The following is a 22,824-nucleotide window of genomic DNA, read 5'->3' as shown; positions in this document are numbered from 1 at the left end:
AAACGAATAAACTGAATCATTTTCCGCGCATTTTAGCACCGACGTTAATCGAGCGGACTCGGCTTGTAGCATGAAATTCATGACCGCGATTTTCTTGTCAATGGTCGCCTCGTCATGAAGACAGCGCATACCCGAAAGTAACGTCTCATCACTCAAAGTACTTTGAGATAACTCAACGAAAAGCCTAGAAACCGATTTCCGTCGATTATTCTTGTCTTGATATACGCTTCGTGGCAGCAGACAATCCACCCCTAGAAAGTGCAGAAAATTATCTGCGTCCTAGTTGATTTCGATGACAACATTGTTTGAGCAGCGCAACACCATTCTCTTCTGGGATAAACGCTGCGCATATGCAACTGCTTGCGCGCGGATTGTCTTCCACCTGCCGCCATCCGCCAACGCAACCCCTTGCCATATGTATAAAAACCGGGAGCACGATGGGTCTTGCTCCCGGAATTACCGCGCCATCGAAGGCTTTGTTTACCGTCCCTCCGCACGGACGATCCCATTCCCATCGGACCCTAGGAGGCGCTCGACACAAGGTCGCTTCGACCCGCCCCTAGCCTAGCCACTTCTAACGTAGGACAAGTAGCACGGCGGAAACCTTCTTTGCGGATTTGCAAACCTTCTCAGCCCGTTCCGACCGACCGGCAAGCCGATACGGACAAGGTTTTCAAAAGTTTGTACCTCAATGATACCTTCACACGAAGATAACAACTCTTTTATGCTTTCGGAATACGCGCGAACGGCCCGGCACGCGCATATCAATCAGAGCGGGCGGGACTCGTAGATCATTTGGCGGTCGCCAAAGTAGAGGGTGTCACGCCAAGAGGACTTCTTGCGGACCGCCTCCTGCTGCGGCTCCTTGATCGGCACGAAAAACCAGCGAATCAGACCGAGCACCATGTCTTGCACGGAATGCCAGATGCCGATATATGCGGTCAGCGCCCAGAATGTCACGATCGCATTGAATCCGGCGAACACCGCGCTACCCCAATTATGCGAAAACGTATCGGCATAGAACACCATGCACGAATAAATAATGATCACCCACGGCATCGTCACATACAATGCCGGAGACGCAGTACGATTATTGACCTTCGGCGTACGCGCGAACGGAATCTTCGTGTTCGTCATGCCCTGCTGAATCGACTTGAGCGTACCGGAAAGATTCACCGTCAACAGCACGATATTGAAACCGTAAATACGGAAAATATCAGAACGCTTATACCCGTTACGTTTCAAATCACTCGACATGGTGGCAAAATACGGCAACGAAGCGAGCACCACCCACGGGCTCAGCAACCGCTGATCGAACGGATACGCCAACAGGAACATCAAGCCGAAACTCGACCATGCGATGGACGCCATGTAGTTCACGCGCAACGCCCACTCGCCCAGCTTCACATCATTGCCCTGCTGATGCCGGGCATGCACAATGCGGAAGAATTTGCCGATGATTAGCAGACCACCGTTCGCCCAACGTCGCCGCTGCACCACCAGCGAGCCGAAATCCGGAGGCGTGGCACTATAACTCAACCGCTCCGGATAATTAACCAAATGCCAGCCGAAATAGCCCAAATCAATGCTGGATTCGGTGTCTTCAATCACCGTGCGATCCTGAATATACGTTTTCACCGTGCGCGTGCCCTCAGTTGAGACCACGCAAATGTCGTCAAGCGCGGCCTTGCGAATCACCGCGTTCGCACCCACCCAGAACGTGGCATCATAGTACGTCATGCCCTGATGCAGCATGTGCTGAATGTCGGTGGTGGCGGCCGCTATGCGTTCGATTCGCGTCGGCGCACCACGATACGAGGAATACGGGGTTTGAATCACGGCCATACGCTCGTTGCCCGGCTGTTCCATCTGGTACACCAAACGCAGGCAGTAATCGCGCAGCAGCATGGAATCGGCATCCAATGTCAACACATATTCGGAATCGCGCATCACGAAATCCGGAGATTCGTCCTCGCGCACGTCACGCAAAATCACGCCATCCGACGTTTCCACACGCTTCAACGAGTGGCCCATCAACCCGATGAACGAATTCAGATTCATGGCCTTGTTGCCTTCGCGAGAAGTCGATGCGTACAGTTTGCGTTCGAAAGACCATCCTTTTGCGGTGAAGATACGCACCAAACGTTCGTACAGTTGCAGAATGCGATTCGCGTCGACATGCTGCTGCAAAGTGATCGATTCGTTCAACGCCTGTTCCGTCAAACGCAAGTCTCGCGCAAGACCGCGCAATACCTGATCGCAGAAGAAATCGTCGGTATGATCTTCGATCAGCCAAGTATCGGCCTGGGTAGTGCCCGAAAAGTTGCGCACTTTGGATCGTGGCCGTCCATGGCGCGATAGTCAGTTCGCTTCCACGAGGTTGTCACCGAGCCGGGACATGTCGAGATAGCGGCGGGTCGACCATTCGTTCGCGGTGACGTGACGGATGCGGGCGCATATGAGCATCAACGCGCTGTTCCCGTCGGGGAAGCCGCCCACCACGCGCGTGCGCCGGCGGATCTCCCTGTCCGGCCGCTCGATCATGTTGTTCGTGCGGATCCTCCTGCGGTGCCCGTCCGGGAACTCGTCCAGCAGGTAGGTCGTCGTCTCGCCGACGCCCTCGCGCAGGCAGCTCGCGGCGGCCTTGAGCCTCCTGGATTCCATCTCCGTGGCGACCTGTTCGGCCTTGGCCAGGGCGGATTCCCGGGATTCCATGGCGAATATGGCCTTGAGGGCGGCGGACGCCCATTCGCGGTGTGTCGGCGGCGTCTTCGAGAGCACGTTGCGCATGAAATGCACCATGCACCGCTGGTATCTCGCCTTGGGCAGCATCGAGCCGACCGTGGCGACGAGTCCGGCGCACCGGTCGCCGACCACCAGGCGCACGCCCTTCAGGCCGCGTTCGATCATGGAGCGGACGAACTGCTCCCAGCTGTCCCTGTCCTCCTTCATGCCCTCGGCCACGCCGATCACCTCGCGGTGCCCCTCCGCGTTGACTCCGATGGCGACCGGGACGCTGACGTTCTCCACGTGCCCGCCCCATGAACGCTTGTGCCACACGCCGTCCATGAACACGTACGGGTACTCGTCCTCCAACGGCCTCGTGCGCCACGCCTCGATCTCCCCGTACACCTTCTTGAGCTTGTCGCTCAGGGTCTGGGACGGCATCCTGTCGCCCCACAGCAATTGGCTGATGTCGTCCACCTGCCGGGTGCTCACGCCGGCCAGGTACATGTCGATGAGGGCCTCCTCGACACTCTCCTCGCGTCTCCGGTATCGTTCGATGACCGCGGACTCGAAGACCGCGCCCTTGAGTTTGGGCACCTTCAACGCGAGCCTGCCGGCCTTGGCGGTCAGGCTCCGGTCGTAGTGGCCGGCCCTGTACGCCTTCCGCTCCCCGGTGCGCTCGTACTTGGCGGCTTTGGCGATCTCGTCGGCCTCGGCGTCGAGCATCGCGTTCAATAGCTCGGCGACCTTTTCGGCGACCAGGCGGTCGAGCCTGGTCTCGAGCAGGTTCTGGTCGATCTGTATGATGTTCGAGGGTCTTGGTTCCGTCTCCTGGCTTCCAATCGCGGTTTTTTGTTTTGGCGAATGAAAATCGTACACAGGACGCGGGCCATGCCCTCTTACGTCAGACCCGGAATCCGAAAGTGCGCAAAAAATCGGGCGTTAGGGGGTGCGGATGTTTTTTTGGACGGTCAGGCGGCCAGTCCAAGACTTCTGCGGTATTGCACGGGGCTCATCCAGTCCAGTGACTTCTTGATCCTGGTTTCATTGTAGTGGGTCAGGTAGGCGGCCAGGCGTTCGCGGAACTCCTCGTAGCCCACGCCCCTCCAGTCCCGCCCGTAGAATAACTCGTTCTTGAGCCTGCCGAAGAACCCCTCGGCGGCCGCGTTGTCCGGGCTGCATCCCTTGGCGCTCATCGACCGGATCAGCCCGTGCTCCTCGCAGATGCGGATCCATTCGTCCCACCGGTAGTGGCAGCCGCGGTCGGAATGGATGATTGGATGTTCCCCGTCCCTGAGCGTGGCGACCGCGTCAAGGAGCATCCGGTTCGCCATGTCGGCGTTCGGGGAGCGCGACAAGGTCCAGGAGACCACCATCCCGTCGAAGCAGTCGACCACCGGGGAAAGCCAGCACTTGTACCCGTCCATGGTGAACTGGGTGACGTCCGTGACCCACAGCATGTTCGGCGCGTCGGCGTGGAAGTCCCGCTCCACGAGGTTCGCCGGGGCCTCGCCGATCTCGCCGGCGTAGGAGCTCCACCGCTTCGGCCGCTTCAGGTACACGGGCCGCATGGCCCCCTCGCGCATGATCCGCCTGACGACCTTCTCCGAGACGACGATCGGGTCGGACTCGTCAAGGCGCAGCATGCGGTGGATGGTCCGGTATCCCCATGCGCGCCCACCCTGCTCGAACAGGCCGGCGACGCGGGCCCGCAGCACGGCGTACCTGTCGCCCGCGGCGATCGCGCCGCGCTCGTAATAGTAGGTGCTGCGTTTCAGCCCCACGGCCTTCAGACAGGCCGCCAGGCCGAATTCACCCCTGATCGCGTCGACGACCCGCGTCCTCTCCCTGTTCGTCAGCATGGACGGGTCGAGGCGCGGGTCGTCGGCTTTTAAAACATCGATCGTCTCCCGCATCACCGCGTTCTCCAGCCGCAGGACCTCCACCTGCCGGCGCAGCTCCTCCACGTCATCGCCGGCCGCGGGCATCGGTTCGGCCGGCATCGGCGCGTTTCTCCTGTCCATCAGTCCCAGTATCCCCTCGCTCCGGTAGCGGCGCATCCACTGGTACACGCTCGTCGGCGTGCAACCCGCGTCGCGCGCCACGCGGGCGAGGGGCTCGCCCTCGAGCGCGCGTCTGGCCGCATTCGTCTTGCATTCCAGCGTATACGAACGCCTGCACGCGCCCGTGTAACGCGGGTCCTCGCGAACCCATTTCACCAGCGCGCCCTCGGACGGGTAACCAAGCTCGGCAATGACCTTCCTGATGGTCATGCCCTCCGTGAAATACAGGTCAACGGCCCTGCGCCGATCCTCCATCGAAAACATGCGGACTCCAATCCGGACGCCCAAGCGTCCAACTTTCCGTCCGCATCCCCTTATCGGATATGCCTGCGTGGAATCCAAATTTGCGCTCCAAGAGTGTAATACGCACTTCAGATACCAGACATTTTGTCGATCCCTCCATCGCAGCGGCAGCATTAGGAATCGGGCCAGCCAGCCTCATCAAAGATCTCGAGACTTTTGGACTGTTGTTTGAAAGTGTGTGCGTACGAGACTTCCGCGTATACGCAGACGCCCTCGATGGCGATGTGTTCCACTTCCGCGACAGAACTGGGCTTGAGTGCGATGCGGTCCTTCACCTGCGGGATGGCCGATACGGGCTCATCGAAGTCAAGCTGGGAGGGAACCGACTCATCGAAGAAGGTGCTGCCAACCTAATAAAGCTCGCCGACAAAATCGACACCACCACCATGTCAAAACCCAGTTTCCTTATGGTGGCGACAGGCACAGGTGAATACAGTTTCACCCGCCGAGACGGTGTCATGGTGGCCCCCATCAGAACGCTTAGACCATAGCATTGCCAGGGGTGAAACAACGGTTCTGCCAAAATCGGGCGTGTCAATCGATGCACGCCGTGATTTTGGCAGAACCGTTGTGTTCCAAGGGATATGCCGCGTCCACGAGCAGACGTCGTGTATCGACCACATCAATACCCTCATATAACTGTTTTCGATGTGAGAAAGCTCACGGTCTCCAACCGCAGAAACCAGCCACAGCAACCCCATAACAGCGTTATAGTTCTGTTTGTCGGCGTCGACAAGAGCCAGCAGCGCCGATGAAATGCACACCAAGGATGTTTAGCGAATTGTTCGCAGTTCGCACGATTCGATTTGATTCGATTCGTGCAGCCCGGATGGTTCACGGGGGCATGCCGTCGTGATGTGCGTGGATATGGGCGGTGCGACTCTCGTTCGGGTCGGCAGGTCATCGTACACCAGTTACGAAAGGATCCGTCCATATATGGCAAGGTTTACCGAGAATCGTTGGACCAGCGCGATTATTCCCGCACTGCTGATTCATATCCCAATCGGTACCGTCTATTGCTGGAGCGTGTTCAAGCAGCTTATCGCTGACCGTCTCCACGCCAGCCCCGCCTCCGTGGAATGGGGCTTCTCACTCGCCATCTTCTTCCTCGGCATGTCCGCCGCGTTTGCCGGGCCAATGGTGGAGAAAAACATCAAGAAATCCGCACTCGTCTCCATGGTCTGCTTCGTGGTCGGCTTCGCCGGCACGGGCGTGAGCATCGCCCTGAACTTCCTGCCGGGCGTGTTCATCTGTTATGGCGCGATCATGGGCATCGGCCTGGGCGTCGGTTATCTGACTCCGGTCAAGAACCTGATGCTTTGGTTCGCCGACAACAAGGGCCTCGCCACCGGCATCGCCGTCGCCGGCTTCGGCCTGGCCAAGGCCATTGCCAGCCCACTGATGGAATATCTCATCGGCACGGTTGGCCTGGTCAGCATGTTTTTCATCCTCGCCGCGGTCTACGCGGTGATGATGTTCGTCGGCTTCCTGCTCATCAAGCGTCCGGCCGGCTGGGTGTACGATCCCGCGACCTCACACGTCAGCCGCAAGACAATCCTCAAGAAGCCCGTGTTCTGGGGCATCTGGATAGCCTTCTATATCAACATCACCTGCGGCCTGGCCCTCATCAGCCAAGAGAAGGACATCCTGCACGATGTGCTCAAGGCCTTCCCGCAGTATGCCAACCTGAGCCCCGCCAAGTTTGCCGCCGCCATCTCCGGCATCATCGGACTGGTGCTCGCCGTGGACTCCGTGTTCAACACGGCTGGCCGCGTGGGCTTCTCCACACTCTCCGACCACCTGAAGCGCCGCGAGACCGTCTATCAGGTAATCTTCATCATGTCGATTGCCGTGTGCTTGCTGCAGATCTTCACCAACAGCATCGACAACGCTCTGCTGTGGGCCGTGCTGGCCATGCTGTTCCTCGTCAACGCGGGCTATGGTGGCGGTTTCTCGACGCTGCCCGTGCTGCTTGATCAGCACTTCGGCACCAAAACCGTCTCCACCACGCACGGTCTGACGCTGAGCGCCTGGGCATTCGCTGGTCTGTCCGGCAACCAGTTGGCCTCGTTCGTAGTTGCCCACGCGCCTGATCAGGCCCACCGCTACGCCGCACTCATCCCGGTGCTCACCGGCCTGTTCGTTGTGGCCCTGATCAGCATCAGCCTGGTCAAGTACCTCGGCGACAGAAACGTCACGAAGGCCGTCGAAGACCGAGGCTGAGATGCCGCAAAACAACGATTCTGCCGGAGTCGGGCGCATCGATCGCATCAGTCGATGTACGTCACGATTTTGGCAGAATCGTTGTTGTTGCTGTTGAGTACCTGAGGTCGTGCGGCTTACGCGCCGACCAGTTCGAGCATTTGGGGGATGCTCTTTTTGCCGAATTCGACTTGCTGGGTGCCGTCGGCGTGGGTGATGACGATGCAGGGCACGCTCATCGCGCCGTACTGGTCCTTAAGTTCGGGGAAGTGCGAGACGTCGTAGGCTTCGGCGCGCACGGCCGGGCTCAGGGAGGCAATGCGCTGGGAAGCAAGCACGGTTTCCGGGCACATCGTGCAGGTGAGCGAGACGAGGATCATGATGTTCAGCGGGTCCGTGATGGACTTCGCGCGTTCGACCAGGTCATCACCCAGCGGCTGGCCGGGACCGGCCGCATTGTACAGGCCAAGCACGAACGAGTTGAACTCGTGGCCGGAAGGTACGCCGTGGAAGGCCAGACCGGTGAAGACCAGTGAACCATTGCCGTCCTTGCCGGCTTTGCCGTCGCCCTCAGCCGGCACGCAGATGCGCACAGTTGGGCGGGCGAGCGGCAGGACGCCGGCGACGTCGAATGTGGCGCGGCCGGAATCGTCCAACGAACCATAAGTGGGCAGTTCGGTGCCGTCCGGCAAAGTGACGGCCAATGGCTCGCCAACCACCAAAGAAGTAGGCACAGAAGCACCATCCACCGCCGTGATCAGCCCTGCGGCATCGACGGCGACCGAGTTCAGCTTGCCATTCGACAACGCGACCATCTCGCCGATGAAGCCCTGCAATTCCGCCGAAAGCGGGGTGCTGTCCAGCTCAAGGGCAAGGGTGACCGGGCGGGTCATGCGGCCGAAGACCACGCCAAGCTGCTGCTTGATGGCGGCGGAGAACAGTTCGCCGGACTTCTTGGCGGCGCTGGCTGCGGCTGCGGCATCGGCGCTGCGTTTGGCGGGAGCCGGGGCGGGCGTCGTGCCAGCGGCCGAAGCGGCGGAGGCGGCTTTGGCCTCGGACTCCTCATAAGCGGAAGCAGTGGGACGCGGCGGCACCAAGCCGGTTTTCTCGCTCATCTGCTTGGCATAACGCTCCAGTTCCACGGCGGCAATCGCGCCGTCGGCGGTGGCGGTGACCACCTGGCGCAGGTTCTTGACGCGCAGATCGCCGGCCGCGTATACGCCCGGCACCGAGGTTTCGAGGTAGTCGTGCGTGACCACGTAACCGTGATCATCGAGCTCCACTACGCCGCGCACCAGATCGGTGGCGGGCACATAGCCGGCGAACACGAAGACGCCGAAGGTGCCGGCGTCGGCGGGCTTCCACGTTTCGGTCTGGCCGGTGGCAAGGTTCAGGATCGAGGCTTCTCGCAGGCCGCCTTGGCCGGCGGTGACGCCCTTCAGCTCGACCTGATAACGCACGTCGATCTTCGGGTTGTTCTTGGCTTCGGCGGCCACTGCGGCGTCGCATGTAAAGTCCGGTTCGCGCACGAGCACGGTGACTTTGGAGGCGTATTTGGTCAGGAACACGGATTCCTCGGCCGCGGCGAATCCGCCGCCGACCACCAGCACTTCCTTGCCGGTGAAGAACTCACCGTCGCAGGTGGCACAGTAGGCCACGCCACGGCCGGCGTATTCGGCCTCGCCCTCGAAGCCCAGCTTGCGCGGGCTGGCGCCGGTGGCGATGAGGATGCCGAACGTCTTGAGGTCGCCGCGTGAGGTGTGCACGGTTTTGATGTCACCATCCACGTCGAGACCGGTGGCTTCGGCGGAGAGGAATTCGGCACCAAAGTCCTGAGCCTGCTGACGCATGGTTTGGGTGAGCGCGCGGCCCGTGGTGCGGCCCACGCCCGGATAGTTGACGACTTCGTTGGTGATGGTGATCTGGCCGCCGAAATCATCTTTTTCAAGAATCAGCACACGGTAGCGAGCGCGGGCCAGGTACAGGCCGGCCGTCAGGCCAGCCGGCCCGCCACCAATGACGACGACGTCATAGAGATTGTTGGTCTGAGTCATGAAAACTCCCTTACATACACTGGCTCCCCTCTCTGAGGGGAGCTGTCGTAGTGAGACTGAGGGGAGCATATCGGATCAGGCTAGCTCTCGCGAGCACTCCCCCCAGTCGCTTTCAGCGACAGCTCCCCTCAGAGAGGGGAGCCAAGGTTACCGCCTATTCAGTGTCGATCACAGCTGGCCGACGAGGTCGAGGCTGGGCTCGATGGTTTCCTCGCCAGGGGTCCAGTTGGCGGGGCAGACCTGGTCGCCGTGCTCGTAGACGAACTGGGAGGCCTGCACGCGGCGCAGCAGCTCCTCGGCGTTGCGGCCCACGTTGGAGGAGATGACCTCGTAGGCCACGACCTTGCCCTCGGGGCTCACGATGAAGTCGCCGCGCTCGGCCATGCCATCGGCCTCGTTGTAGGTGTCGAGATCCTTGGCCAGCAGGGCGGTCGGGTCGGCAAGCATCGGGTACTCGATCTTGGCGATCTTCTCGTTGGCGTCGTGCCAAGCCTTGTGCACGAAGTGGGTGTCGCAGGAGACGGAGTAGATCTCGCAGCCGATTTCCTTGAACTTGGCGTAGTTCTTGGCCAGGTCTTCAAGCTCGGTGGGGCACACGAAGGTGAAGTCGGCCGGGTAGAAGAAGAACAGGGACCAGTGGCCGAGCACATCGTCCTTGGTCACTTCGTGGAACTCGTTGTTCTGGAATGCGTTCACCTTGAAATCGGTCAGTTCATGCTGCAGAAGAGTCATCATCGGTCCTTTCGGGAATTGTTAATCTTCAAGCGTTTACCACCACCTATCGTAATGTGGTGAGCCACGGCTCGCGCGGGTGTAACGTATGAGCCTTATCACACCACCCGCAACTCTTGTGCCCGAATGGCCGTTGCCCCAATCACGACTATGCGCGAATACTCGCTAATATGGCAATCAGCAGCCCGCTGATAATGGAGGTTTCATGGCTCAGTCAGACTTTGAACAGGAATCGACCGCAAACGCAACGTGGAGTCGCATGCTGCAAGGCAACCGGCGCTTTGCCGAGGGCAAGCCCGACCATCCATGGCAGGATCAGGAGACCCGTCAAACGTTGCTTGATGGCCAGAACCCGGATGCCGCGGTGCTTTCCTGCTCGGACTCGCGCGTGCCTCCGGAAATCATTTTTGATCAGGGCCTGGGCGACCTGTTCACCGTGCGCACCGCCGGGCAACTCATCGATAGCGCGGTTATCGCCTCGCTGGAGTACGCGGTCAAGAAACTGCACGTCAGCCTGATCTGTGTGCTCGGTCACGAGCACTGCGGCGCAATCGAGGCCGCCGAGCAGGAGCTGGATGACCTGATGCACACCATCACTTCCGAAGCCGACGGCTCACTGGAGGCCGCGGACGCGATGGACGACCTCGACGAGCACATCGCCGCCGCCGAATCGATTATTCTGCGCCAAGCCGGCATGTCCGTCTGGCAGGCGCGCGAAGCCGAGCTCGACGCGCATGAAGATATCGAGCGTGTGCATGTGGCCCACACCATTGAGACGCTGGTGGAACAATCCCCCATTATCCAGCAGGCATTGGCCGCCGACCAGTTGATGATCGTCGGCGCCCGTTACCAGCTCAGCACCGGCAAGGTCGAGGTGCTGAGTTTCTGACCATCAGTCAGGACTTGTTTGCCGGGTGCAATGTGTTCGCGGTACATCTGTGTTAAAAGAGATTGAAGTACACGGAAATCTGAACCAATGCCGCCTACCCTTACTATCCATTATGGATCTGCCACATGTACCGCCAACCCGGCCCTCGCACATCTGCAACAGCAACCCCGCCCAGCAGCAGTGGCAACGACGACAGTATCGCCAGTGCCAGTATCACCCGTATCCCCGTCACCCGCATCTTCCTCCGCATCCCCTTCCCCATCGGATGCCGTCGGCACTGTTCTGGCAGGCAGCACGCAAGCGGTAAGGCTCGAGTCCCAGCTCACAACCAACCGCGTGCACGGGTCCTTCAGCCCCGAACTGCTGATTCTCGACGAACCGACCTCGGGCCTCGACCCGGCGCTGGATCTTATGGTGATGACCATGTTGCGCCAGCTGGCGGATGCAGGCCGAATCCACCATCATGCGGCACACCGAGCATGAGTAACCGGCAAAGCCATTCCGCATCAAACAGACCATCACTCTGGTGATTCGTCAACTGCTTGTGCTCGTCATACTGGGCGCCTGTTCTATGGGATCGGCTTTGTCCGTGCGAGACATCGTCTCCGAGCGAGCGATTTACGACCGCGAGCGCGCGGTGGGCTTGGCGCCCACGTCATACACCGCCTCGAAACTCATCGTGATGGGTTTGCAAACCTTGTTGCAGGCGGCGATTCTGACCACTGCGGTCAGCCTCGGCAAGCCCGGCCCGGACCATGGTGTGGTCACTGATTCCGGCATACCCGAACTGGTGTTGGCGATCTGGCTGACTGCGTGGACTTCCGCATTGTTGGGCGAGGTCGGCTCGGCGTTGGTGAAGTCAGGAGAACAGACGATGCCATTGCTGGTGGTGCTGGTTATGGCCCAGTTGGTGTTCTCCGGCGGCATGATTACGGTCACTGGCCGCGACAGTCTCGAATTGGTCAGCATGATCTTCCCCGGGCGTTGGGGCTTCTCCGCCGCCGCCTCGGATATCGGGCTCAACGATCTGCTGTATGGCCCCACCAAGGTGCCGATGTTCAAAAAAGGATGATCTATGGGAGCACACCACGGATCAGTTCTGTTTCAACATTGGCATTCTGGGGATTATGGTGGTCGTCTTCACCATTGTGCTGCGTATTTGCGTCAGCAATGCCGTGGCCAAGATGCGTCGGCATTCGTAGAACCGGATTGCAACTCGCCTGCAACCGGCTTACTTCATTCATTAGGTCAATTATGCGTTCATTTGGTCGCTGGACCCCGATACCGACTATTGAAATGCTGCCATTCCAACACCTCACCATGCCGGCAACCCACCAAATGAACGCATAATTGACCTAATGAATGAACCCAACCCGATATTTGGTGCTACAACGACTGCAAATACTGCCCCAAATGCGGCACCGCAAATTCCAGCTGCCCATGACCTGCCGGGCGAATGAGTTTATCCTTGATAAGAACCGCCCGGTACTTGCTCACCCAGCTTCGACTTCTGCGCGCACGATCCGCAATATCACCCACCTGCGTGGGATTTGGCGAATCCTTGGCCATGGCCGCGAGGAACAGCCTCTCTGCACTGGTGGTGCCATCAAGCGCTGGAGCGCATACGGCATCGTCGAAGGCGAGCAACGCATCGGAAACACCGGTCGACACGTCGTCCGCGGTAATGACATCTGAACCTCGACGCTGCGCAGATTGCCACATGTAGTAGCCAACAAGCTGCACCATGTACGGGTATCCTTCAGACTGGCGAGCGGCTTCAAGCGCATCTTCCCCACTGATGGTCTTGCCGGAATCCGCAACTGTTTCCAGGAACGCATTCTTGACGTCTGGAAGCGGCACGTTATCCAATTCGCGGCGTAGCGCACGGCGCAGGAATGTGGTTACCTCGTTATCCAGCAAATCGTTGACCATATACGGCAAGCCGGCAAATACGATGGCAACGCCCTTCTTATCCTCATCAGGCGTATCACTTTCATCGGCATCCGTAATGACGTGCTGCACGGCTGTAGCAATGGCAACCAAATCATCGTGTGAGGCCGCTTGCGTCTCATCGATGGTGATGAGAATGCCCTTCCCTTTGCCGAGTTTCTTACTGCCCAGCCGCTTGTTCAACGCGTTGCGCAACGTCAGCGGATTGGATTCCGCGGAAAAGTGCGCTTGCCCGAGACTCGCCGTGGCAATGCCGGAAATTCCAATGGAAGGACTGATATTGGCCTGATCCAGACGCAATCCCGAAGGCGATAATGCCGCTATGAGTCTCGTGACCAGTCCTGCGGACGCCGTCTCTCCAATGACTTCCCAATGCTGCGCTTTGGCGATGCGCCGAAATTCGGTGAGCATAACCGTCTTTCCGAAGCCGCGCTGCCCGGTGACCAGCATGATGCGCCCAGGAGCCCCTACCCCGTTGGTCAGCGCCTCGGAAAAATCTTCGATAATGGAGTGCCGGCCAATAAGAATCGGCGGCATTTTACCGGCGGTTGGTTTGAAGGGATTGACTGCCATGACCACACTCCTGCCCACAACACATACCATCTGCCACGATTGCGTACCATATTACACGATTGCGTACCAAATTACACGAAATTACACCATATGACACGATTGCGTATCATTGCGTACTCTTTCACACCATCACACACGTCAACACACATCACGCCTCACATAGCCAGCGCAGCTAGCAAACCCTGCCCAGCCAGCACACCCCAATTTGACGTGCCACTCCCCTAGAGTTAAAGGCATGTCACTTGGTTTGAACATCCTCCTGATTTTTGTATTTCTCGTTATCGGTTCCGTGTTCTCCGGCACCGAGTTGGCATTGGTCTCTCTGCGCGGCTCGCAGATCGAGCAAATGGAGCAGGAGGACGCTCGCGGCGCCAAAGTCGCCAAAATCGCACGTGACCCGAACACCTTCCTCTCCACCGTGCAGATCGGCGTGACGCTCTCCGGCTTCCTGTCCGCCTCGTTCGGCGCCTCTTCCATCGCCCCCTACCTGATTCCGGTGGTCGAAAGCTGGGGTGTGCACCCCGGCATCGCCGGCGGCCTGGTGAACATCATCCTGACCCTCATCATCTCCTACTGCTCCATCGTTATCTCCGAGATGGTGCCCAAGCGCATCGCCATGCAGCGCACCGAGCAGATCGCGCGCGCCGTGGTGCCCGCCATCGACGCCTTCGCCGCCGTCTGCCGCCCGATCATCTGGCTCATCGGCAAGAACACGAACGGCATCGTCCGCCTGCTCGGCTTCGACCCGCAGCAGACCGAGTCCGAGGTGTCCGACGACGAGCTGCGCGTGCTGGTCAGCTCCAACACCAACCTCTCCAAGGACGAACGCACGATTCTGGACGATGTGTTCGATGCGTCCGAAACCATCGTCGCCGAGGTGATGCGCCCGCGCGCCGACGTGGTCTTCATCGAGGGCGACCAGCCCCTGGCCGAGGCCGCCGCGTTCGTACGCGACCAGCCGTACTCCCGTTACCCGGTGACCGGCAAGGATTTCGACGACGTGATCGGCTTCGTGCATGTGCGCGATCTGCTGGACGTGCGCGATCCGAACGCCAAGATCGTGCGCGATGTGGTGCGCGAAGGCATCTCCCTGCCCGGCACCTCCAAGCTGCTGCCGAGCCTGGAACTGCTGCGTAAGCGCGGCATCCATCTGGCCGTGGTCATCGACGAGTACGGCGGCACGGACGGCATCGTGACGCTTGAGGATATGACTGAGGAGCTTGTGGGCGATATTCGCGATGAGTACGATCTGCCCAGCGAGAAGGGCGGCGAACGCACCACCCGCACCGCGTTCGTCAATGGCGTGGCCACGATCGAAGCCAGCATGACCATTGAGGACTTCGCCGATCTGACCGGCATCGAGCTGGAGGACGGCCCGTATGAGACGGTCGCCGGATACTTCCTGTCCAAGACCGGCAAGATGGGTGCGGTGGGTGACGTGCTGCATTCCGACGACGGCTACAACATGGTCGTCACCAAGGTGGATGGCCGCCGCATCGAAACCATCGAAGTCCGCAAAGCCGGCGCCCCAGACCATGCGCCACTGCCGGAGGAACCCCAAACCGACGACGCCAACTAACCACATGATATTCACCACCTATTCGTTCAGCCCGGGGCATAACCAAAAATCGTAGAATTATATGGACAGGTTCCACCTACAGAAAGAAGGAACATTATGACACTTGCATTTGTTATGCCGGGCCTTGATGAAGCGGCCAGTGAGAAGGCCATCGCCATCCTGCAGAACCGACTGAGCCAGGAGCAGGAGGCCGCTCTGGTCCTGAAGCACGCACACTGGAACGTGACCGGCCCGAACTTCATCGCCGTTCACGAGATGCTTGACCCCGAGGTCGAGGCCGTGCTGGCTCAGGCCGACGAGACCGCCGAGCGCATCGCCACTCTGGGCGGCACCCCGGACGGCCGCGCGGACGCCATCGTGCGCAACCGCACGTGGAAGTCGTTCGACGCCGAGGGCCGCGTGGGCACCGAGGAGTATCTCAAGGCGCTGATCGAGTACTATGACGCCTTCATCGCCGACGACCGCAAGGCCATCGCCGAGCTGGACGAGCTGGATGTGATCAGCTCCAACATCATCCAGGACCACGTGCAGGAACTCGAAAAGTTCCAGTGGTTCATGCGCTCTCACCTGGCATAAGTAAAAGCTGTATTCCGTGGCTCCCCTCAAAGAGGGGAGCCACTTTCGTCTCACGTGAAATAGAGAATCTCCACATACATAAGTTGGAAAAGTGTATAAAACTCCCCATTCTGAGGTTGGAAAACGTAGCCAAAACCACATTCTTATGGTTGGAAAAGTGTAAAATATGCTCTATAAACAGTTGGAAAACGTGCCCAGCATAGATGCAAGGCCTACAAATGACTGGAGATTCTCATGCTGCGAAGAAAAATCGAGACACAGCTGGAAGCTTGGAGATCCGCGCCGAAACGCACTGCACTGCTGGTCACCGGAGCCCGTCAGATTGGCAAAACCTATATCATCAGGCACTTTGCCCAACAGCATTACGACCATATCGCCGAGCTCAATTTCATCGAGAACCCTGACCTCGTTGCATTATTCGATCGGCCCCGCGATGCCAAAAACCTACTGATGAGGCTGGAACTGGCCGTAAATACGCCATTAGTACCCGGCAAAACCCTGATTTTCTTTGACGAGGTCCAGCGTTGCAAGGAAATGGTCACCGCAATTAAGTTCCTTGTAGACGATGGTCGGTTCGATTACGCGCTTTCCGGCTCGCTACTTGGAGTCGAGCTCGAAGATATACGCTCGGTACCGGTCGGGTACCTGACCGAGCTGGATATGTATCCACTGGATTTCCAAGAGTTCTGCTGGTCGCAGCATATCGGCAACGACGTATTCGATATGCTTGCCGAATGCTTTGCCAAGCACCAGGAAGTGGATGAGTTCATTCATCAAAGGCTCATGGAGCTATACTCCAAATATCTGGTCATCGGCGGCATGCCTGCCGCAGTCGACTCGTTCGTGGCAAACGGCAGCGTTGCGGACGTGCGCACTATACAAGAGAACATAAAGCGTGAATATCGCCGCGATATCAGCCAATACGCGCGCAAAGAAGACCGGCTGCATATCCGCGCTATCTACGATTTGGTGCCCAGCGAGTTAAATAACCCAAACAAGCGCTTTACCTTCGCCAAAATCGAAAAGAACATGAGATTCCAATCGGTTGCTTCCGATTTCGATTGGCTGGTCAATGCGGATGTAGCCGTCGCCGCGTACAACGTGGACGAACCGTGCACACCGTTGGAGATGAGCAAGGAACGTAACCTCTTCAAACTCTTTTACAACGACGTGGGTCTGCTTACCGGCTCGTTTCTCAAGAAAACCGCGCTCGACGTACTCGACGGCAACCCTGATATCAACTACGGTTCAATCTATGAAAATGCGGTGGCCCAAGAGCTACGCGCTCACGGATTTGACCTGTACTACTACAACAGTAAGAAGCTTGGCGAGCTCGATTTCCTCATCCAAGACCGCAACGATCACGTGCTGCCGATTGAGGTGAAGTCCGGCAAATCCTACAAACGCCATCGCGCAATGGACAACGTGCTCGCCCACCCTGAATACCATCTCAATACAGGCTATGTGCTTGGCCCGTGCAACGTCTCAGTCGAAGGGAATGTAACCTACCTGCCTGTATACATGGCCGGCATGTTCCATAACGAATGACGGGCCGCACACTTAGTCAACAAGTACAGGCCGGTCAGATGGTTCGGACTGGTCAGAGGGCCCGCTCTGATAGTTAGGTCGGTCTGAACGGACTGGCTGGGCTGGTTGGTCTGAGTAGCTCGGCTGGACCGATCGGTTCGCCCTTGCTGGCCTTCACACTGCTTCAGCTCCAGCTGAAGTTCGCTGATGCGCCGTTCGAGTTCGTCGGTGAGCGGGTGTCCGGCGGCCATCGAGATGGTGGCGCATTCGGACCATGCGAACGAATCCGATCAGGCCATCAGCCACATCGCCGGCACTGAAGCCTGACCTGTCATCGTCACAGCACCACGCGGCGGTTGAGGTCGCGGCGTAGCGTCTTCCAGCCGGGTAGGTAGGCGGTCATGCGGCGTTGGAATCCGGCGCCGTGGCCGCTTTCCCACAGATGCGTCATCTCATGGACCAAGACGTATTCCAGGAATTGCGGTTCCATCACTCCCAATTGAAGGTTCAGACGGATGCGGCCGGTTCGCGGCGTACACGATCCCCAGCGCGAGGTCATGACCCGTAGCGTGATATGCGTGGGCTGTCGGCCAATAACCGGCCCCCACTTGGCCAGCAGCTGTGGCAACGCGGCGTTGATCGCGGCCGCCGCTTGTCGTTTGCGTTCGTCGGTCCAGATTTGGGAGCGGTCAAAATACGGTTGGACATTCGTACCGGCTTGGCCTGGCCCGGCGTCACCAATTCCCGGACGACTGATATCACCGGTTTTCGGACGACCGGCAACGCCTCCATCATGGCCGCTGGCACCAGCTACGCCACGACCTCCGTTCTCGAAGCCGGCACCCTCGTTCAATGCCATGATGGAGCGCCGTTGCGCCTCAGCCATGCACTGCTGCTGGGCAAGAATCCACGAATGTCGCTCTTTGACGAAATCCGCGATACGACTCTCGCTCATCCGCATCGGTGCGGAGATTTCGACGCGGCCGCTCGGCGGTTTGATGCGCAGATACAGGTTTTTGATGGGTTTGCGCGTCAGGTGCAGATGGATGCCATCAATATCCAACGACTGCTCGGTGGCAGCGGACCGAACGGATTTCGGCGCACCGGACTTCGGAGCGGTGGATTGACGACGGCGATAAGGCATGCAAGTCATTCTCGCACAACGGCGGACAACAAGCGGCACACAATGCCGCCCCTCACGAATCGGCAACCGCCACTTACCCACCACGCGCACGCCCTGTCCTCCCATGATTCACCCATCCTATTGAGCGAAAGTGACATCTATGTCAAAATCGCGCAATAGAATGAGTTCCTATTGAGTGAAACTGACATAAATGTCAAATCCACGCGATAGCGGCATGGGAACAGGACATTGATCGGAGAATACGATGCGCATCTCCAGGGATAAGTACCTGAACGATCTCGTCGCGCGCAAAGGCAACGGCATGGTCAAGGTCGTCACGGGCGCGAGGCGCTGCGGCAAGACCTATCTCCTGTTCGACCTGTTCGAGGACCATCTGCGCGCGCAGGGCGTGGACGACGACCACATCATCGAGATCGCACTGGACGATCTGATGTACGAGCGCTACCGCGACCCGCTCGCCCTGTACGACTATGTGAGATCCCGTATCACGAATCGCGAGGAACCGTACTACGTGCTGCTGGACGAGGTGCAGTACGCGATCTCGGACGAGGAGATGCGCGGCGAGGAACCGCCCCGTCTGTACGGGGTGCTCAACGGGCTGCTGCGCATGCGCAACGTGGACGTGTACGTGACGGGCAGCAACTCGAAGATGCTGTCCACCGACGTGATGACCGAGTTCCGCGGCCGCGGCGACGAGGTCCGCGTCCGCCCCCTGTCGTTCGTCGAGTTCATGCAGGCGTACGACGGCGACGTCCAACACGGCTGGGCCGAATACGTGATGTTCGGCGGCATGCCGCTCACCTTGTCCATGAGAAGCGACGAGCAGAAGTCCCTCTATCTGAAGAACCTGTTCGAGGAGACCTATCTCAAGGACATCGTCTCGCGCAACAGGCTGCGCAGGTCGCAGGAGCTCGACGACCTGGTCGACGTGCTGGCCTCCTCCATCGGCGCCCTGACCAATCCGTCCAAGATCAAGGCCACGTTCGCCAGCGTGCTGCATTCCGGCATCAGCACGAACACCATCATGCAATACATCGGCCATCTCGAGGACGCGTTCGTCATCGAGGAGGCGAGACGGTTCGACGTCAAGGGACGCAAGTACATCGGCAGCCCGAAGAAATACTATTTCGAGGACATGGGGCTGCGCAACGCGCGACTGGGGTTCCGCCAGATCGAGCAGACGCACATCATGGAGAACATCGTGTACAACGAGCTGCGAACACGCGGCTACAACGTCGATGTGGGCGTGGTCGACCGGCGCGGCGCCCGCGAAGGTGTGCCGTACCGCAAACGCCTCGAGGTCGATTTCGTGGCGAACCTCGGCAACCGGCGCTGCTACATCCAATCCGCGTACCAACTGCCCACACCGGAGAAGGTCGCGCAGGAGAAGGCCTCGCTGCTCGAGATCGACGACAGCTTCCAGAAGATCGTCCTCGTATGCGACGTGGTCAAACCCGTCCGCGACGAGCACGGCATCCTCACGATGAGCGTCTACGATTTCCTCCTCGACCCGGACAGCCTGACGATGTGACGCCGGACGGCCGGCAGATGCCCCGGAACGCAGACCCCCTTATCGGGGCTTGGCATCATCACGTATCCGCCCGGTCCGCCGCAAACCTCAAACACTCAAGTGGCACATGGCAAGATACCAAGTCACATCGGGGTGCCCGGCCGCACTTCGGAATCGCAAGGCACCGAGAATCATCCCGCCATTCGATCCGCGCCACGTCAAGCAGAGGAAGATGAACAGTAGGCCAACCATGTCGGAATTATGTTCAAAAGTCATTGAACGTTTTTCATTTCGTGTTTTAATGGAGGCATGAGCAATGAAGAGCAGCGGTCACGGACCGACGGACGCCAGCCGGTCGGCACGGTCGTCTTCGATTTCGATGGGACGATCAGCCTGGGCGACGGGCCTGTGCGTTCCTACGCGCGCCATGCCTTCGCCCGGTTGCCCGCGGGGTTGCGCGAACGGGCCGTCAGGACGCTGGATCTCTATCTTGGCGGCGCCGTCACGGATGATGGCCGGCATTGGAACGACGGTTACGATGTGGTGAGCGACATGTGCGCGGGCCATGTGCCGGCGGATGGGTTGCAGCAGGCGTATCTTTCCAGCCGGGACGAGCTGGCCCGTGGTCTTGTCCATGTGGACATGCCGCAGGGTCTTCCCGGTTTCCTGGACGATCTGGGTTCGTTGGGCTGCGTTCGCGTGCTGTTGACCAATTCGCCGCTGCATGGGGTGCGCGAGACCGTCGGACGGTTCGGGCTGGAGGGTCGTTTCGACCTGATCGTCGACGGGGCGGGCAAACCCGGACGCTGGGGCGATCATATCGCCGCGTTCGACCGTCTCGCGGGACGTGGGCGCCTGTTGAGCATCGGCGACCATTGGGACAACGACATCGCCCCGGTGCTCGCCGCGGGCCGCGAGGCCGCGTACATCGGCGGCACGGGCCGGCATGGCGGCGCGACGTACCGGACGGCGCTCCTTCCCGACATGTACGGGGCGATATTGGAGGGATGCGCGTCATGGGACAGGTGAACGCGAACGGGCCGGCCGAATCGATCCTCGCCCGCATCCGGCTTGCGTTGGACGCGTTGGATCCGGCGCAGCGCAAGGTCGCGCGCTTCTTCCTGGAGAACTCCGACGTCATCGGGGACCTGCCCATCGCGACGGTCGCGCGCGAGACGGGCGTGTCGGCGGGCACGGTGGTGAGGACCTGCGCCGATCTGGGGTGCCACGGGTACCGGGAGATGAGGATCCTCATCGCACGCGACAACGCGATCAGAAGCCTGCTGGAGCAGCGCGGGCACGCGCGGGCCGACGGGGAGGCCGGCTCGGAGGGCGAGCGGATCATCGCCAGGATCCGGGGCATGCTCGACATGCTGCGGGAGCTGCCCGACTGCCTCGACGCCGGGGCGTTCAACCGGGCGTTGGAGATGATCCGCGACGCGCGGGGCATCGTCATCGTGGCATCGGGCCTGTCCAGCGGGGTCGCGGCGAACCTTGAAAGCCGTCTCCTGCGGTACGGCCGTCTCGTAACCTTCGTCCGGGACCCGCTGGGCCAGGACATCAGCGCCTCCCTGCTCAAACCGGGCGACCTGATCATCGCAATCTCCGGTTCCGGGGAGAACAGGCACACCGTCCACGCGGTCGAGGTCGCCACGGCGAACGGGGCCGACGCGTTGGCGGTCACCAGCTTCGCGAACTCCTCCCTGGCCACGCGGGCCACGACGACCCTGGTCGCGTCCACGCCGGCCACCACGTTTAACGACGAGCTCATCGACACGTCGCGTCTTCCCCTGGACATCGTCATCGAATCCCTGACCGGGCAGCTGGGCAGGGGCGAGGAGGACCCGGGGGTCATCTCACAGATTTCCGAACACCTGGACAGATAGGAGCCGCAACACCACACCTCACCCATCATCCGGCGCCGGCATCGGCCGGACGCCAGTCTTCCTTTCATCATCCGCCGCGGGTCCCGCCGTGGGCCCGCGCATCATCCATCATCACGCGGAAATCCTTTTTTCACAACGAAAACCCATTGAGGAAGGTCGAACCATGCCTTTTTCCATCCAGAACAAGATGCTGAGGACCATCGCGGTCGCCGCCACCACGGTCGCGCTGTGCGCCACGATGGCCGCCTGCGGCTCGTCGAAGGGTTCCGACTCCGCCGACAAGGCGCTGGAACTCCAGTTCGTGCCCACCAACAACGACGGCAGCATGCAGGCCAAGGCCAAGCCCTTCGCGGACTACCTGTCGAAGAAGCTCGGACGCAAGGTCGATGTGACCCTCGCCACCGACTACACGACCATCGTGGAGGCCATGTCCTCGCACAAGGTCGACATCGGCATCATGCCGCCCGCCGCCTACGTGCAGGCGCGCGACAAGCAGGCCGCCAAGGCCATCCTCACCTCCGAGCTGGGTGCCTACGACCGCACCACCGGCAAGCCGGTCGAGGGCAAGTTGTCCGGATCGTTCAAGGGCGAGGTGCTCGTGCGCGCCGACAGCGACCTGAAGAAGCTGACCGACCTCAAAGGCAGGAAGATCGCCACGCTGAGCCCCTCCTCCGCCAGCGGCTACATCTACCCGGTGGTCGAATTGAAGAAGGCCGGCGTCGACCCGACCACGCAGTCCACGCTCACCACGGTCAACGACATCCCCAGCGAGATCACCTCCGTGCTCGAGGGCCAGCAGGACGCCTGCTTCGTGTTCGAGGGCGCGCGCAACGTGTTCGCCTCCAAGTTCGCCGGCAAGGACCTGTTCAAGGAGCTGCGCGTCCTCTACCTGACCGAGGGCGACATCCCGAACGACGCCATCGCCGTCCAACCGTCGATGGACCAGGCCCTGCAGGACAAGATCAAGCAGGCGTTCCTCGACATGCCCAACGACGAGGAGGGCAAGACCGCCATGGCCATGTGGGGCCACAAGGGCTACACGCAGGCCGAGGAGAAGAACTACGACACCATCGAGGAATACATCAAGGAAGCGGCCAACTGACCGTTGA

At 59.9% G+C, this 22,824-nt stretch carries 17 protein-coding genes and 2 pseudogenes; 12 read left to right on the top strand and 7 right to left on the bottom strand.

From position 1 onward, the window contains the following. Positions 1–768: 768 nt before the first annotated feature. The 3 genes and pseudogenes from BLIJ_RS00215 to BLIJ_RS00205 form a co-directional block, all read right to left on the bottom strand. Positions 769–2,307 (bottom strand): annotated as a pseudogene (locus BLIJ_RS00215) (glycosyltransferase family 2 protein); the annotation flags it as partial. 54 nt (positions 2,308–2,361) lie between these two features. Then, positions 2,362–3,570 (bottom strand): IS256-like element ISBlo5 family transposase, encoded by a 1,209-nt coding sequence (locus BLIJ_RS00210; protein ID WP_041981601.1) that lies wholly within the window; start codon positions 3,568–3,570, stop codon positions 2,362–2,364. A gap of 128 nt (positions 3,571–3,698) precedes the next feature. Beyond that, complete coding sequence (locus BLIJ_RS00205; protein WP_012576493.1) at positions 3,699–5,054, bottom strand: IS3-like element ISBlo11 family transposase; 1,356 nt, start codon at positions 5,052–5,054, stop codon at positions 3,699–3,701. A 56-nt stretch (positions 5,055–5,110) separates the two neighbouring features. On the opposite strand from BLIJ_RS00205, the pseudogene BLIJ_RS00200 reads away from it, so the two are divergent. Together BLIJ_RS00200 and BLIJ_RS00190 are read left to right on the top strand one after the other, a co-directional pair. Further along, positions 5,111–5,584, top strand: a pseudogene (locus BLIJ_RS00200) (DUF4143 domain-containing protein); the annotation flags it as partial. A 445-nt stretch (positions 5,585–6,029) separates the two neighbouring features. After that, positions 6,030–7,316: an OFA family MFS transporter gene (locus tag BLIJ_RS00190; protein WP_012576491.1), complete on the top strand. Its 1,287-nt coding sequence runs from the start codon at positions 6,030–6,032 to the stop codon at positions 7,314–7,316. A 116-nt stretch (positions 7,317–7,432) separates the two neighbouring features. Here the strand turns inward: BLIJ_RS00190 and BLIJ_RS00185 are convergent, their stop codons facing one another. Then, a complete protein-coding gene (locus tag BLIJ_RS00185) occupies positions 7,433–9,349 on the bottom strand; it encodes an FAD-dependent oxidoreductase (RefSeq protein WP_012576490.1) in 1,917 nt (638 codons plus the stop codon). Between the two features lie 168 nt (positions 9,350–9,517). Continuing rightward, complete coding sequence (gene ahpC / locus BLIJ_RS00180) at positions 9,518–10,081, bottom strand: alkyl hydroperoxide reductase subunit C (protein WP_012472063.1); 564 nt, start codon at positions 10,079–10,081, stop codon at positions 9,518–9,520. 205 nt (positions 10,082–10,286) lie between these two features. Between ahpC and BLIJ_RS00175 the strand changes: the two genes are divergently transcribed. From BLIJ_RS00175 to BLIJ_RS00170, 3 genes are all read left to right on the top strand, one after another. After that, positions 10,287–10,970, top strand: coding sequence for a carbonic anhydrase (locus tag BLIJ_RS00175; RefSeq protein WP_014484461.1), 684 nt, complete (start codon positions 10,287–10,289; stop codon positions 10,968–10,970). Between the two features lie 336 nt (positions 10,971–11,306). Next, positions 11,307–11,453, top strand: a complete 147-nt coding sequence (locus tag BLIJ_RS14535; RefSeq protein WP_014484460.1) for a truncated ABC transporter ATP-binding component — start codon at positions 11,307–11,309, stop codon at positions 11,451–11,453. A 43-nt stretch (positions 11,454–11,496) separates the two neighbouring features. Further along, positions 11,497–12,042 (top strand): ABC transporter permease, encoded by a 546-nt coding sequence (locus tag BLIJ_RS00170; RefSeq protein ID WP_256756147.1) that lies wholly within the window; start codon positions 11,497–11,499, stop codon positions 12,040–12,042. 314 nt (positions 12,043–12,356) lie between these two features. On the opposite strand, the gene BLIJ_RS00165 is transcribed toward BLIJ_RS00170, so the two are convergent. Next, on the bottom strand, positions 12,357–13,493 hold the full coding sequence (locus BLIJ_RS00165; protein WP_012576488.1) for a DUF8462 domain-containing protein: 1,137 nt from the start codon (positions 13,491–13,493) through the stop codon (positions 12,357–12,359). 235 nt (positions 13,494–13,728) lie between these two features. On the opposite strand from BLIJ_RS00165, the gene BLIJ_RS00160 reads away from it, so the two are divergent. The 3 genes from BLIJ_RS00160 (at position 13,729) to BLIJ_RS00150 (ending at position 17,196) form a co-directional block, all read left to right on the top strand. Continuing rightward, complete coding sequence (locus BLIJ_RS00160) at positions 13,729–15,072, top strand: hemolysin family protein (RefSeq protein ID WP_012576487.1); 1,344 nt, start codon at positions 13,729–13,731, stop codon at positions 15,070–15,072. 96 nt (positions 15,073–15,168) lie between these two features. After that, positions 15,169–15,648, top strand: a complete 480-nt coding sequence (locus BLIJ_RS00155; RefSeq protein WP_012576486.1) for a Dps family protein — start codon at positions 15,169–15,171, stop codon at positions 15,646–15,648. Positions 15,649–15,882: 234 nt separating this feature from the next. Continuing rightward, on the top strand, positions 15,883–17,196 hold the full coding sequence (locus BLIJ_RS00150; protein WP_007051743.1) for an ATP-binding protein: 1,314 nt from the start codon (positions 15,883–15,885) through the stop codon (positions 17,194–17,196). Between the two features lie 316 nt (positions 17,197–17,512). Here the strand turns inward: BLIJ_RS00150 and BLIJ_RS00145 are convergent, their stop codons facing one another. Beyond that, positions 17,513–18,319 (bottom strand): YgjP family zinc-dependent metalloprotease, encoded by an 807-nt coding sequence (locus BLIJ_RS00145; protein ID WP_012576485.1) that lies wholly within the window; start codon positions 18,317–18,319, stop codon positions 17,513–17,515. 244 nt (positions 18,320–18,563) lie between these two features. Here BLIJ_RS00145 and BLIJ_RS00140 point away from each other — a divergent pair, with 244 nt between their 5' ends. The 4 genes from BLIJ_RS00140 (at position 18,564) to BLIJ_RS00125 (ending at position 22,817) form a co-directional block, all read left to right on the top strand. Next, positions 18,564–19,850 (top strand): ATP-binding protein, encoded by a 1,287-nt coding sequence (locus BLIJ_RS00140; RefSeq protein ID WP_012576484.1) that lies wholly within the window; start codon positions 18,564–18,566, stop codon positions 19,848–19,850. Positions 19,851–20,138: 288 nt separating this feature from the next. Then, complete coding sequence (locus BLIJ_RS00135; RefSeq protein ID WP_012576483.1) at positions 20,139–20,858, top strand: HAD family hydrolase; 720 nt, start codon at positions 20,139–20,141, stop codon at positions 20,856–20,858. Beyond that, positions 20,846–21,715, top strand: coding sequence for a MurR/RpiR family transcriptional regulator (locus tag BLIJ_RS00130; protein WP_012576482.1), 870 nt, complete (start codon positions 20,846–20,848; stop codon positions 21,713–21,715). Before BLIJ_RS00135 ends, BLIJ_RS00130 begins: the two co-directional genes overlap by 13 nt. Before the next feature lie 163 nt (positions 21,716–21,878). Then, a complete protein-coding gene (locus BLIJ_RS00125; RefSeq protein WP_012576481.1) occupies positions 21,879–22,817 on the top strand; it encodes a phosphate/phosphite/phosphonate ABC transporter substrate-binding protein in 939 nt (312 codons plus the stop codon). Positions 22,818–22,824: the final 7 nt, after the last annotated feature.

It is taken from the genome of Bifidobacterium longum subsp. infantis ATCC 15697 = JCM 1222 = DSM 20088 (assembly GCF_000269965.1).
GTDB classification, from domain to species: Bacteria; Actinomycetota; Actinomycetes; order Actinomycetales; family Bifidobacteriaceae; genus Bifidobacterium; species Bifidobacterium infantis.
This window is presented reverse-complemented; position numbering and strand designations above follow the sequence as displayed.